At 43.7% G+C, this 12914-nt stretch carries 15 protein-coding genes and 1 other annotated feature (1 of these 16 only partly in view); all 15 genes read right to left on the bottom strand.

Going from position 1 to position 12914, the window contains the following annotated elements:
* Nucleotides 1-19 (bottom strand) — a sequence feature (ribosomal protein L21 leader region); it reaches 54 nt to the left of the window's first position.
* Between the two features lie 36 nt (nucleotides 20-55).
* The 15 genes from HFA01_RS00940 to HFA01_RS00870 all read right to left on the bottom strand — a co-directional run bounded on the left by HFA01_RS00940 (nucleotide 56) and on the right by HFA01_RS00870 (nucleotide 12898).
* Nucleotides 56-1483, bottom strand: coding sequence for a ribonuclease E/G (locus tag HFA01_RS00940; RefSeq protein ID WP_167506123.1), 1428 nt, complete (start codon nucleotides 1481-1483; stop codon nucleotides 56-58).
* Between the two features lie 11 nt (nucleotides 1484-1494).
* Nucleotides 1495-2352 (bottom strand): site-2 protease family protein, encoded by an 858-nt coding sequence (locus HFA01_RS00935; protein ID WP_146812718.1) that lies wholly within the window; start codon nucleotides 2350-2352, stop codon nucleotides 1495-1497.
* On the bottom strand, nucleotides 2339-3106 hold the full coding sequence (locus HFA01_RS00930) for a M23 family metallopeptidase (RefSeq protein WP_146812717.1): 768 nt from the start codon (nucleotides 3104-3106) through the stop codon (nucleotides 2339-2341). Before HFA01_RS00930 ends, HFA01_RS00935 begins: the two co-directional genes overlap by 14 nt.
* A gap of 108 nt (nucleotides 3107-3214) precedes the next feature.
* Nucleotides 3215-4012, bottom strand: a complete 798-nt coding sequence (minD, locus tag HFA01_RS00925) for a septum site-determining protein MinD (RefSeq protein WP_146812716.1) — start codon at nucleotides 4010-4012, stop codon at nucleotides 3215-3217.
* Nucleotides 4005-4691 carry a septum site-determining protein MinC gene (minC, locus tag HFA01_RS00920; protein ID WP_146812715.1) on the bottom strand — a complete coding sequence of 229 codons (687 nt, stop codon included), beginning with the start codon at nucleotides 4689-4691 and terminating at the stop codon, nucleotides 4005-4007. Before minC ends, minD begins: the two co-directional genes overlap by 8 nt.
* 38 nt (nucleotides 4692-4729) lie before the next feature.
* Nucleotides 4730-5257, bottom strand: coding sequence for a rod shape-determining protein MreD (mreD, locus tag HFA01_RS00915; RefSeq protein WP_146812714.1), 528 nt, complete (start codon nucleotides 5255-5257; stop codon nucleotides 4730-4732).
* Entirely contained in the window at nucleotides 5254-6105 is an 852-nt protein-coding gene (gene mreC, locus HFA01_RS00910) for a rod shape-determining protein MreC (protein ID WP_307725364.1), read from the bottom strand. Before mreC ends, mreD begins: the two co-directional genes overlap by 4 nt.
* 41 nt (nucleotides 6106-6146) lie before the next feature.
* Nucleotides 6147-7187 carry a rod shape-determining protein gene (locus HFA01_RS00905; protein ID WP_281290413.1) on the bottom strand — a complete coding sequence of 347 codons (1041 nt, stop codon included), beginning with the start codon at nucleotides 7185-7187 and terminating at the stop codon, nucleotides 6147-6149.
* Between the two features lie 162 nt (nucleotides 7188-7349).
* A complete protein-coding gene (gene radC, locus HFA01_RS00900; protein WP_146812742.1) occupies nucleotides 7350-8021 on the bottom strand; it encodes a RadC family protein in 672 nt (223 codons plus the stop codon).
* A gap of 60 nt (nucleotides 8022-8081) precedes the next feature.
* Nucleotides 8082-8648: a Maf family protein gene (locus tag HFA01_RS00895; RefSeq protein ID WP_146812711.1), complete on the bottom strand. Its 567-nt coding sequence runs from the start codon at nucleotides 8646-8648 to the stop codon at nucleotides 8082-8084.
* 163 nt (nucleotides 8649-8811) lie between these two features.
* Nucleotides 8812-9624: an SPOR domain-containing protein gene (locus tag HFA01_RS00890; protein ID WP_146812709.1), complete on the bottom strand. Its 813-nt coding sequence runs from the start codon at nucleotides 9622-9624 to the stop codon at nucleotides 8812-8814.
* Nucleotides 9625-9718: 94 nt separating this feature from the next.
* Nucleotides 9719-10582, bottom strand: coding sequence for a hypothetical protein (locus HFA01_RS00885; RefSeq protein ID WP_146812707.1), 864 nt, complete (start codon nucleotides 10580-10582; stop codon nucleotides 9719-9721).
* Complete coding sequence (locus HFA01_RS00880) at nucleotides 10579-11157, bottom strand: PilN family protein (protein WP_146812705.1); 579 nt, start codon at nucleotides 11155-11157, stop codon at nucleotides 10579-10581. Before HFA01_RS00880 ends, HFA01_RS00885 begins: the two co-directional genes overlap by 4 nt.
* 13 nt (nucleotides 11158-11170) lie before the next feature.
* A complete protein-coding gene (gene pilM, locus HFA01_RS00875) occupies nucleotides 11171-12139 on the bottom strand; it encodes a type IV pilus biogenesis protein PilM (protein ID WP_146812703.1) in 969 nt (322 codons plus the stop codon).
* 15 nt (nucleotides 12140-12154) lie between these two features.
* Nucleotides 12155-12898 (bottom strand): prepilin peptidase, encoded by a 744-nt coding sequence (locus HFA01_RS00870; protein WP_371860298.1) that lies wholly within the window; start codon nucleotides 12896-12898, stop codon nucleotides 12155-12157.
* Nucleotides 12899-12914 lie beyond the last annotated feature (16 nt).

Below are 12914 nucleotides of genomic sequence, written 5' to 3'. Positions count from 1 at the left end.
TGTGCGGTTGTAGCAACGGAGTGCTACTAGAATAACAAAACAATGTTACCACAGATCAAAACAAGTTGTCAACATGATATCCGCGACGCTGAACAGCTTCCCGGATCATGTCTAAAGACCCTTCAAGCTCTACTTGATAGCCAGAGATGTCAGCATCCTGCCTAACAAACAGCTCCTGTGGAATTTTACTAGAAATCGGCTCAGAAAGCAATCGTTTTTTGCAATCCATAACCGTCGGATGCACCGCGATCATCAAGGCCTCCGCTTCTCTCTTTTGAAGAAGCTCTCTTTCTAAACGATAAACGGCCGTCTCATCTGTAAAACTCACTTCCCTGGAATTGGCTAATTGAGAATTCAGGCTGTCGTTCTCCCTCTTCCTCGTCATTTCCATAAGCCCTAACCTTGTCATCCCGAACACATTCGTTTTCGTAGGATCGTCTTTCACCAGCCTCCTCATTTCTGAAATGAGCTGTTTCTCATTGTTTTCATTTTTCATTGAAATGAAATCAATAAGAATGATGCCGGATAGATTTCTTAAACGTACCTGCTTTTGAATTTCTTTTGCAGCAAGGATATTGACATCAAGAGCCTGGGAGTTTGAAAAGGACCGCCCTTTAACTTTATGACTGTTGACATCGATCACTGTCATGGCTTCTGTTTCTTCAATGACTAAGCTCACCCCATTGTTCAACTCAACAAGAGGAGTAATGATTTGTTCCTGGAGACGCGACAAGGAAACAGGCAGTTTTCTTTCCACATCATTTTCCCAGCGTATGCGTTCTGCCAACGAAGGAAACTTCTCCTTTAAACGCTTAGATGTGCTCGCATCATCAATGAGCACTTCCTGAATGGTAGTCGCTGGAAATTTACGAATCAATGCATCTGGGATGTTCGGCTCACTCCATAAGCGGCCGATTGGATTTTTCTTTCTCTCATCCAACGTTTTCCACTCATCCCTAAGCCCTCTTAGCTCTTCAATAATCGTCTCGGGGTCCACGCCTCCAGCTGCCGTCCGGATGATACAACCTTCAGCACTTTTCAATTCCTTCTCTAACCATGATTCGACCTCAGCTCTTTTCTCGCTCTCAAGCTTTCGAGAAATAGAAACCTTCCCTTGAGCAAAAGGCTGGTAGACTGTGTACAGTCCTGGCAAAGTCACGTCAGCGGTCAATTGAGCACCTTTGCTCCCAACAGGATCCTTGATCACTTGAACAATAACCCTTTGTCCTACATTCAATGCCGCTGATAATTTCCCTTCACACCAAGGGATCATTTCCTTCCGCAGAAAACCTGAGCGTCCCTCTCCTATATCTATAAAGGCGGCGGCCAATCCTTGTTCCACCCGTTCTACTTTTCCGAAAAAAATAGAGCCCGTGAGCTTTTCAGCACCGGGCCGGTCGATCACATATTCAAGGATTTCCCCATTTTCAATGACCACTCCCGATTTTTCAGCTGCCTTTGTATGTAATAGTAATTGTCTCATGTCATCCCTCATCATATAGCGATTTCAGCAATGTCCCGCACTTTTAAATGGGGCTTCTTTTGTTCAAAGAAAGCCCGGAGACACTCTTGTTCATCTACTATATAGAAAGGATTCGTATGTTTCAATACATACTTGTGGCGCCTGTTGGAGTGAATGTTCTTCAGGACATCACGAACGAGCGTTTCTTCATGAACATTGACGTACTTAGCCTTTAATCTTTCCCTGTCCTGATACGTACAATAAAGAAGATATCGCATCATTGTGTAAGATTTCCTTTTCCACTCGAGGACATTTTCAATGAATAAAAAGGCGGTCAGAAGGATGGCGGCTAACGTCCATCGTCCTTCCGTAAACATCCAGAATCCAGCGCTTACCATGAAAAAGAGAGATAGGCTAAGAGTAACCACCAAACTCACCCTGAATGCAAACAAACGATTCAATAAATAAAAGAGCAGCTTCCCACCATCTAACGGCCAAACAGGGAGCATGTTGAATAGAAAAATGACTCCATTATAAAAGAAGGCGGCGTCTAATAAAGGATGAACACCTATGATGAATTGAATGGTTAGAAGCAGAACAAAGATCCACAAATGCTGGAATGGACCCGCCAGGACCACAAGCACCTGCTCTCGGAAGGGCCTTGTGTTGTGTTCTTCGCTCACGACTGCCCCGCCGAACAGCCAGATTTCCATCTTTTCCACGCGCCAGTCGAACCGTTTGGCCATAAGGAAATGGCCCAGTTCATGAACAATGACTATAGAAAACAAAACGACGAATTCATAGATGGCTCCTGTCAACAAAGCTGAAAGAGCGAGCAAAAAGAAGAGGGGGTGGATATGGATATAGTCGTGAAACTTAAGGACCTTCATTCACTTTGATCACCTGTACTGGATCTAAAAATGTATTGTCTTTTTCGATAGCGAAGAAAAACTCTGCGGCCTGCCCCTCTTCCGCTTTCACGGACCCCAAATCCATTTGTGATTGGACATGTTCATATAAATGGACATCGATGGATGATAAATATCCGTACGTTGTTTTCGTTCCATCTTCATGCTGTAAGACGACGGTCTTTCCTGATTCCGGGTCATTACCTGCAAAAATGACGGTCCCTTCACGCACCGCTTTTACTTGAGATCCATTTTCCGTCGTTAAAATGATTCCCTTTCCGTCATTTTGGAATGAGGTCGTCACCGTACCATTCACCGGCATTGCGAGAGGTTCCTGACCCGTTTCATCTTCGGGTTGAATGACCTGTAAAGGATCTCCGAAACGGTCGCTGTACCATGCGGTTACTTTAGCAAAAGGAAATTCTTCCTGCATTTGGCTGGCCGCCCAATCCCCTGGCACTTTAACAACTGCGAGATCTGTATTTTTTCCTAAAGCAACAACGGCAAACAGTAAAACCGCAAAAAACACCTGCATGCCTATACGGCTCGTTGCACTTGTCGGTTCTTCTTTCTTTACTGGTTTATGGCTATAGCCGTTAACTAGTGGGGGATAGCCATGCATTTCTTCATCCTGTGGTGGAGAGAAACCTCCAGGCGGGCTTGTCCCCTGACGATGCATCTTTCTCTTTTTTCGATCCGCTATATTCTTGCGTACATCACGAATGTTCTTTTTCACAACCAAACCCCTCTCTACGTCTTTTTCTATCAGTCTATGGGACAAGGAGGTGGTTTATTAATTCAAAATAAAAAAACCTGCCACAGGATGTGACAGGTAAAACAATCGTTACGTGCGCATGCCGAAGAATTTCTTCACTTTCGCTAGAACACCTCGTTCTTCATCAAGCTTCATTAGGGGTACCGTTTCCCCTAAAATTCTTCTAGCAATGTTTCGATAAGCAAGAGAAGCTTTGGAATTAGGTTTCATGGCCACGGGCTCGCCACTATTGGATGCTTTTATGACCGCATCATCATCAATAACGATGCCGAGTAGATCAATAGACAGGACATTGACAATTTCGTCCACATCAAGCATGTCCCCGTTTTTCATCATGTGATTCCGGATCCGATTGATTACAAGCTTCGGAGATTCCATTTCTTCTTGCTCCAAAAGTCCAATAATTCGGTCTGCATCACGGACGCTTGATTTTTCAGGAGTCGTAACGACAATCGCCTTATCCGCACCTGCGACCGCATTTTTATACCCCTGCTCAATCCCGGCAGGACAATCGATGACGACATAATCGTATTCTTGCTTTAGTTCCTGAACAATGGCCTTGACCGCTTCTGGAGTCACTTCTGATTTATCTGATGTCTGGGCCGCTGGAAGCAAATGCAGGCAATCAAAGCGCTTATCCGTAATTAAGGCCTGTTTCGTCTTGCAGCGTTCGTTTACGACATCGACAATGTCATAGATGATGCGGTTTTCAAGCCCCATCACGACATCCAAATTTCTGAGACCGATATCAGTATCAACGAGACACACCTTCTTATTCTGCAAGGCCAAAGCGGTCCCCAGGTTCGCAGTAGTTGTCGTTTTTCCGACTCCTCCCTTTCCAGAGGTAATGACTATCGCTTCACCCATTGATCATTCTCCTTTCAAAACTAACCAGATCCGGTCTCTTTTTTACAACCTCTTGAATTCGATCGATACGAATTTTTTCCATGGACTCATCAATGAATCCACATTCCATATACACACCCTCAGATTCATAGTCCGGTGACCGGCTTAATTGATCGGCGATCCTTAGTTGGCTCGGCTGCATGTAGGAGGATGCAATAACCGCATTCGTATCCCCTTCAAATCCTGCATGAGCAATTCCACGCAAACTTCCCATGACAAAAATGTTGCCCGTGGCTTTGATTTGTCCTCCGGGATTCACATCACCAATCAAAAGCAGATCTCCCTTGACTTCAACTAATTGCCCAGACCGGACGGTTTTAGCGACAGGGGTGATTTCCGTATTCTCTTTCCACTCAAGAGCTTCCTTTTTCGTCAAAACGTCTGACTCGATTTTTTCCACCACGAGTTTTTGTTTTTCCCGGACAACCTCTGTGAGCTTTTCTTTTTGTTCTTCATTTAAATACCTATTGCCAAGCTTGATCGTCACACGGATCATCGGATGTTCATCGGTCAGTCCGTTCATTGACAATTGGTTTTGCAATTCTTTTAAAAGGGATGAGTAGGAACATTGATCATCCAAATGCAAGGTCAGACCGTCTCTTGTTCCTTTAATCATCACCTTTTGTACATTAGCAGCCATAGGCTCTTTCACCTCAAACCTCAAACATTTCCACCAGATTAGATATTGCTCACTTCTTCTCCCCAGGCATACACTTTTTCCTTCACGAGTGGATAGAGGAGGATAAAGAAAATCATATTCGCTGCCAAGGTCGGCAGCAGCCTCAATAGAGCGTAATCTCCCCAAGTCATGGATGTAATTTGTACGAATGAATAAATGATATAAAGCATCGTATCAGCTAAAGCCACTCCGACGACAGCCAATAAGGATGCCGCAAAAAAATTGGCGTGCAGCCACTTGTTTAAACCATGTATGGTATAGATGATCAAGGTATATGTAACCATATATACCCCGAGCACGCCCGTGTAGACGACATCAATCAATAAGCCGAAAGCAAGACCATACCAGACAGCATTGTACGTATCGTCCTTGTCATAGAAAATCGCAATAATCAGAAGGAAAATCAATATCCAATGCGGGGTCATCAGCAAATCAGAGTAAACAAGATTAGCTGGCAGCATACTCATGGCCATCCCCTGCATGATCAAGAAAAACAAACATAGGAGTGCAATGAAGTATCGACTCATGATGCTTCTTCCTCCTGTTCAGGTTCCGGATCTACCGTTTCTGCTGTACGATCCACTACCATCACATGGTTGATATCAAACAGATCGGCAAACGGTTCTACATAAGCGGTTTGTGTCAGACCAAACTGATCATTGACGACTTCTTCGACCGTTCCAATTCTCAAGTTGCTCGGGAAAACGCCTCCTAATCCAGAAGAGATGACCGTGTCGCCCGGCTTGAGCTCTTCATCAAGCTTAATCTCCTCTAGCAATAGACGCCCCGTTTCATCATCATAACCTTCAATCAGACCGAAAGCTTCATCCTGATCCTCCCGAACGACCCAAGCAGAAATTTTGTTCGAACGATCGAACCCGCTTAAGAGTTGAACGGTGGAATGAAAAGCCCCAACGGACTTAATTTTCCCGATTAGGCCGTCACTTGTCATGACAGCCATATCTTTTTCAACGCCGTGCTCTTCTCCTTTGTTAATGGTCATCTGCTCAAACCAACGGTCTGAACTTCTTGCAATCACCGTTGCCTGCACGGGAGAATAGTCACTCAAACTATCGGACTTATCCAATGTTTGCTGTAGTTCATCAATTTCACTACGAAGTCTTTGGTTTTCCTGAATGACACCTTTGTATTCAGAAAGCCTTGCTTTCAATACTTCGTTTTGTTCATAAACACCAAACATGTCTTGAATATTTTCAATGGTATTGTCTACAAGACTGACCGGTTTATGGAAGACGGTTTGCATCCAACCGATCGAATCCTGTAGAAATTTTTCAGGTGTGCTTAACGAATCACGGTCACGGATTGAAAAGCCAATCAATGCTACGAGTACGATAAATCCTACTAATACAATCATCAGTCTTTTTCTACGAAATAACGAAGGCATAACGAGTTAAACTACTCCATTTTCGCCCGGCTTGCTACATTCGGCTGGGAACGGAAATGATGGATATACTCCAAAGACTTCCCTGTTCCAACCGCCACACAATCAAGTGGATTGTCGGCAATAAATACGGGCATGTTCGTTTCTTCACTGATGACTGTATCGATGTTCCTTAGCAAGGCGCCTCCCCCGGTAAGGACAATCCCGCGCTCCATAATATCCGCTGCCAGTTCTGGAGGTGTTTTTTCTAACGTGTTCTTGACCGTTTCAATAATTGAATCAATCGTATCTTTCATAGCACTTACTATTTCATCACTTTGGATTGTAATGGTTTTCGGCAAACCACTGAGCAAATCCCGTCCCCTAATATCCATTTCGTCAACTTCGGAGACTTCTCCTGCTCCACCCAATTCCATTTTCACTTCTTCAGCCGTCCGCTCACCAATCATCAAATTGTACTTCTTGCGTACATGCTGAATGATGTTGTCATCCATCTCATCTCCGGCAACACGGATGGACTGGCTTGTAACGATTCCACCAAGAGAGATAATCGCCACCTCTGTTGTGCCACCACCAATATCAACGACCATGCTTCCGGTTGGTTCCCACACAGGAAGGCCTGCACCGATCGCTGCCGCAAACGGTTCCGCAATCGGATAAGCTTCTTTTGCTCCCGCCTGTTTCGTCGCATCAATGACCGCACGCTCTTCAACCATCGTAATGCCTGAGGGTACACAGACCATGACATTCGGTTTACTTGCAAAAGAGGAACGCGTTTTTAACGCCTTTTTTATATAATATTTCATCATTTGAGCAGTCGTATCATAATCGGCAATCACGCCATCCTTCATCGGTCGGATAACATTTATGTAACCTGGCGTACGCCCGATCATATTTCGTGCATCATTTCCGACAGCTTCGATGTCACCGGTTTGTGTATTTTTGGCAACAACAGAAGGCTCTCTGACAATGACCCCTTTTCCTTTCAAAAAGACAAGTGTATTGGCAGTGCCCAAATCAATTCCTAAATCTTGAGAGAATCCAAAAATCCCCAATAATATCTTCCTTTCTAAAACCCGTTTTCCTATCAACGGGGGTTAGGCATCTATATAGAATCATGATTAGAAGAAGCGCCTATTTATAAGAAAATCCTATAAATGGCGCTTTTTCTTTTTCATCTATTTAATTATACGAAAAATCCACAAAAATAGATAGTGTTACAAATAGCCTTTTTCTTTAAGGCTAATGAATTTGCGATCACCAATGACAAGGTGATCCAATAATTCAATGCCAATCATCTTTCCGCATTCTTTCAATCTGCGTGTCACTTGGATATCTTCTTGTGATGGAGTCGGGTCTCCGGAAGGGTGGTTGTGGGCGCATATGATGGAGGCGGCAGACCTTTTCACCGCTTCTTTGAACACCTCTCTAGGATGGACAATCGAAGCATTCAAGCTGCCGATAAAGATGGTTTGTCTATGGAGGACCTGGTTTTTCGTATTTAAAAACAAACAAATGAAGTGTTCCTGCTTTAAATCTCTCATTTCTTCCATAATAAAATCCGCCCCGTCTTCCGGGCTTCTAATCATATAACGTTCCACAGGTTTCATCTTCTGCATTCGTTTCCCTAATTCAATCGATGCCAGGAGCAGAACCGCTTTTGCAGATCCAATCCCCCGGATAGCTGTCAGTTCTTCAATCGTGGCATCTTTCAGAAGCATGATCCCTTCAAAATGGACAAGAAGCCGGTTGGAAAGCTCCATGACAGACTCACGTTTGGTTCCACTTCCTAACAGGATAGCGAAAAGTTCTTGATTGGATAAATGAGAGGCTCCGAGCTCAATCAGCCGTTCTCTCGGCCGGTCTTGTCTCGGAACATCTTTAATCATTACACTTGTTTGAGTCAATGATTCGCATCCTTTCCTTCTAAGTCCCCACGCAAGAAGGAATCACTCAGGGAAGATGCCTAACCTCTTAAGTTCACGTGCGACCCGTGACAGTGGCAAACCGACTACACTGTAATAATCTCCATTAATTTTCTCAACAAACAAGGACCCTTTCCCTTGGATGCCGTATCCTCCTGCCTTATCCCAAACCTCTCCTGTCCGTATATAGGCATCAACCTCTTCTTCTGACAACGCGTAAAAGGTCACTTCTGTCTGGACATAAAACAGATCCACGGATTGGTTTGTCTTTAAACAAACTCCCGTATATACCTTGTGTGTCGTACCACTTAATGTTCTTAGATACAACCTTGCTTCTTGATCATCCTTAGGTTTCCCTAAAATTTCACCATTCAAAGCAACGACAGTATCCGAAGTGAGCAACACCTCACTCTCATCAACCTTTACGTTTTCAGCCTTTACCCTTGCCAAGTGAAGAACGGCTTCTTCGGGTGACATCCCTTCCTCGATCACTTCTTCAGCGTTCGAAGGGCGGATATCAAACTCAAAGCCTGCAAGCTCAAGGAGTTCTTTTCTTCTTGGGGATTGTGATCCTAAAACTAAGCGCTTCATCCCAAACCTCATCCTCTCTACACATGGGGCTCGTTCTATTCTACAAGATTTCCATGAGACAGTAGATTATAGAAAGAACCATCTTCTACAAGAAAAAGATATAAAAAAAGAGTTTCCCGTTAAGAAAACTCCTTTTTCCTTAGAATATCACGTGGTGTATTCCTTATTCTAATGATTGAGCAACTTTTAACCAATTGATATTGGTATCATCCTGAGATTCCCATTCATTCAAAGCTTGTCCAAGTGATGTATTCTCACCCACTTCATCCATGAGTTTTTTTCTTTGATTTTCGGAAAAATCTTTCATTGCATGTGTCTCCATCGGAGTAACCAGTTCTTGCGGAATTTCTTTTTCAATCGTTACAACAAAGGGTTTCACATAGGTTTCAATGCTCTTTGCCGCAAGACGTCCAGCAATCTGATCGGCTTCCTGTTTATTCGCTGCACTCCCAACAAATAAATAATATTGCCCATCCCTCTGCCAGACGATGGAGGGTACAAGGAGAGCTGTCAGTTTGCTCTTCCATTCATTCGCTTTTCCCTCTGTGGAAAAAGCCCCTGCTTGAACGATATACGTATCAAACGTCTGCGTAGGACCACTTGGAAGATCAGACATGGGCTCCTCTTGAGAAGCGACCACTTCTGTACCTGTGTTCCCCTCACCAGACACTGGCACGGTTTCCGTTCCTGTCGTAGAAGAATCTGTCAAAGACACAAACATACGAAGCAGCAAGAAACCAAGCCCAAGACTGACAAAAAGGGCGGTCAAAGCTGTTGTGATTAACGGCCTGACTGGTGTTGAAGAAAAGCGTTTCTTTTTAAAAGGAATGTGGTACACCCGGGTTGCAGGACGTTCATCTTCCTTATCTTCCTCAACTGCTGCGGCTTGTTCCTTTTGTGTCCGAACAACCTCATGTTTCGTTTCCTGCTGATGTTCGTTCCGAAATGAGATGGAGATCTTATTTTTGGAATCCATGGTTTGATCACTCCTGCAAGGTTTGTTCCCACCCTATCACAGGAGTTTTAAAAACCACGCTGAAATTTGTCAGTAGGTCTTCGACAATTTTGGCTTACAATTGACTCTCAATTTCTGATTCTGAGGGTTCTTCCTCTTCTTCTTCACTATCACGATTTCCCTCATCTACAATCTCTTCCTCATCCACTTTCTCTGTTGTTGTAGATACACGTTGGTTCGGATCATCCCATTGTTCCATGGTGAAAGGGTCCACCTTATTCGGACTTCCACCGTAATGGTATTGCGGTGCTTCATTCGCGAGGCTGGCATATAATGGCTGATAATAGCTATTCATGACGATGGAATAGCCCAGTTCATTTTCGCTTTCAGGTGCATCAAACTGGATCGACTCGATCTGTATAACCCGTGATAAAGATTGAATCTCACTCATAAAAGAGACCATTTCATCATAATTTTCAGAAGTCACATCAAGGGTGAATTGAAGGGTATGTAGACCTTCAATGAGTCGCTCCGCCTCATCTTCCACAGGCTCATCAACTACATCTTCATTTAAATTCTCTTCCTCACCGTTATTGACGCCATTTTCCTCTCGGTTATTCTCTGTTGCTATTATAGGGATAACTGACTCTGAATCAGAAATAGCCATACTGTTGATTATGCTCGTTGTGGCATTTTCTGCCCGATCAAGGCCAATCAATAGTTGATCCATAAGAGGAATAACCGGCAACTCCTGCTGAATGGTACGAGAAGTGAGGATTTGTTCTCTTTCGGTACCTTTCTGATTGTTCTCTATAGCGGAAAGAATCTTTTGTTCTTGAGTTAAGATGGCTTCTTTTTCCACCACCTCTTCCTGGTATGGAGCCAGGATGACTCTCTGACCGAGTATGTAGAACACTAGGACAAGTACGACTCCTGCAATGATGATCCATAGACTTTGACGATTCCATTCAATCTTCATTGGGGAGACACCCCCTCAGCAGCGAGCGTCGATTCTTCGAGAACAATATAATAACTTGCTATGTAACGAGGTTGATAATCATACAAATCTTCTGTATCGTCCACAACATCCGTATCTACTCCGGCCAATTCCACATCAGAGATAAATGATTGTTGAATTAAGGTATTCGTGTATTTCGCCGCTTCCTGGATGGTATCGAACCTTACATTCACAGTGACTTCAGAGGCACCGGTTAACGCGAATGATTCAAAGAACCCTCGCTCAGGCAGCAAGGAAACAAGCTCTTCCACCACAGGAATGGTAGGGATAACCGTGCCTTTCAGCTGCTCGAGGGAATTTTTCAACTGTTCTCTTTCGGTACCTTCTCCTCCAGATGTGGCTGCAAAACTTTCCTGCTCAACCTGTACCTGCGAAATCCGCTCGTCCAAGCGAGAAGATTCTTCGACCAGGCTTGCCTTTTGAGCATTGAATACGATTCCCAAGACTAATAAAAGGAGAGCAAAGAAAGTGACAACTAAATACGGGAGGATATTTCTCTTTTCTTTTTGTTCCAGTAAATTAATTTCTACTACCATTCTCTCATCCCCCTTATGGCTTGATGGACAATCCAATCGCATCCATGTATTCAACGCTCGCAGGTTGGTCTGAATTCAAAAATACGTCTGCATCTTTCAAGGCGGCGACCTGGATCCCTCTTTCTTCAAGCAACTCTCTTACCAGACCATTCTCCGGCCAGTCTCCAGTGAGAAGGACTTTGGATACGGAGGCTTCTCCATTCATCACAGAGAATTTGTAAAAATCCATGATTCTTTCCACTTCATTCAACTGATCATAAGTAAATTCAGTCGGACCGCCGCCATCATCCCCCTGCCAAACGTAACGGCCGTTTTCCCTTTTCCATAACGTCATAGAAAGCGGACTTCTTGTGTGATTGATAAATGCCGGTACATGCTCGTTAAAGACCGTCAACACACACCCGTCCAAGTTCCAGTCGATGATCAGAAGGTGTTCCCCCTCTGACGTTAAATCCAAATACTCGTATAGACGATAAATAGAAAGGGCACTAATATCCGCCGCTTTCGTTTTCAGTTTGGCATCACTAAAAACCTGGTCTAACATACGGATTTGTTCTTCTGGAAAAGCAAAAAGAAGCAGTTTTTTCTTTTCTTCATTCTCACTCATCACACTGAAATCAAATGCAGGGTCATCAAAAGGGAGGTGCAGCGTTTCGCCCAATTGCATATACAAAAAGCCTTTGATTTCATCATTCTTCACATGAACGGGTACTTCATAAGGACGAACAACAACCGAGTGATCCGGTACAGTAAAATAGAGCGATTTGTTGCTCCATCCTTTCCCCTCAATAAAGTTCTCAACGATTCGGGCAAGCTCCCTGGAGTCTTTGATTTTCCCGTCCTCCATAATATGAGGAGGGAGAACAATCTCTCCGGTGTCGTCGATTTCCCACGCATTCTCTGATTTAGAATACACATAGCGAATGCAGTGGTTTTTGATTACGAAATTCACCCGACCGCTTGAATTAAAAAAACGAAACAAAAGTCTCTCCTCCTCCTATAAGAAAAATGCATCATAATAAAGTCGTAATAGATCAAAGCCGAAAAGGTAACAGATGACTGCAGCGAGTACAATGGATGGGCCAAATGGAAAAGGATCTTTCCTCCCAATCACTTTGAATCCCAATAAAGTCAGACTAACAACCGTTCCTATTAAGGTCGCTAGAAATAATGTAAGTAAAGTTAGTTTCCAACCAAGCAGGATGCCTAACGTTCCTAACAGCTTCATATCCCCTGCACCCATACCGCCCTTACTCAGTAAAATAATCACAAAGATGATGGCAAAACCGGCTAAAGCACCATATATGGAGTCATACCATGGTTGTAATGGATGAATCGTCCGGTAGATGATAAAGCATCCCGCAAAAAAGAGTAACAGTTTATTTGGGATCAACATGTAGCTGATATCACTCACTGTCACGATCACCCCCAGGGAAATCAGCAGAAGCCCACCTGCTAATTCCCATGATAAACCCAGATTTATGTATGCCACTAAAAAAAGAACCCCTGTGACTAGCTCAACGAGAGGGTATGCCATCGAAATGGAATGCTGACAGTGTCTACATTTACCTTTGGAAATGAGGTAAGAAAAGAGTGGGATTAAGTCTCTGGCTTGTAGAGGTGTGGAACAGTGGGGACAAGCGGAACGTGAGGTTGTAAATGGGATGTTTTTTGGTAAGCGTAGACCGATGACGTTGAGAAATGAACCTAATAAAACTCCAAATGAAAATATGTAAAGCATAATTATTGTACTCATA

The sequence above is a fragment of the Halobacillus faecis genome (assembly GCF_007991335.1).
Lineage (GTDB): Bacteria > Bacillota > Bacilli > Bacillales > Halobacillaceae > Halobacillus > Halobacillus faecis.
Note: the sequence above shows the minus strand (reverse complement) of the source record. Positions and strands in the feature narration are given on the sequence as shown.

Bases quoted from the DNA above. Each gene is read 5' to 3' on its own strand.
- HFA01_RS00940 (WP_167506123.1), bottom strand. From the start codon at position 1,483: ATGAGACAATTACTATTACATACAAAGGCAGCTGAAAAATCGGGAGTG.
- HFA01_RS00935 (WP_146812718.1), bottom strand. From the start codon at position 2,352: ATGAAGGTCCTTAAGTTTCACGACTATATCCATATCCACCCCCTCTTC.
- minD (WP_146812716.1), bottom strand. From the start codon at position 4,012: ATGGGTGAAGCGATAGTCATTACCTCTGGAAAGGGAGGAGTCGGAAAA.
- minC (WP_146812715.1), bottom strand. From the start codon at position 4,691: ATGGCTGCTAATGTACAAAAGGTGATGATTAAAGGAACAAGAGACGGT.
- mreD (WP_146812714.1), bottom strand. From the start codon at position 5,257: ATGAGTCGATACTTCATTGCACTCCTATGTTTGTTTTTCTTGATCATG.
- mreC (WP_307725364.1), bottom strand. From the start codon at position 6,105: ATGATTGTATTAGTAGGATTTATCGTACTCGTAGCATTGATTGGCTTT.
- radC (WP_146812742.1), bottom strand. From the start codon at position 8,021: ATGATTAAAGATGTTCCGAGACAAGACCGGCCGAGAGAACGGCTGATT.
- HFA01_RS00895 (WP_146812711.1), bottom strand. From the start codon at position 8,648: ATGAAGCGCTTAGTTTTAGGATCACAATCCCCAAGAAGAAAAGAACTC.
- HFA01_RS00890 (WP_146812709.1), bottom strand. From the start codon at position 9,624: ATGGATTCCAAAAATAAGATCTCCATCTCATTTCGGAACGAACATCAG.
- HFA01_RS00885 (WP_146812707.1), bottom strand. From the start codon at position 10,582: ATGAAGATTGAATGGAATCGTCAAAGTCTATGGATCATCATTGCAGGA.
- HFA01_RS00880 (WP_146812705.1), bottom strand. From the start codon at position 11,157: ATGGTAGTAGAAATTAATTTACTGGAACAAAAAGAAAAGAGAAATATC.
- HFA01_RS00870 (WP_371860298.1), bottom strand. From the start codon at position 12,898: ATGCTTTACATATTTTCATTTGGAGTTTTATTAGGTTCATTTCTCAAC.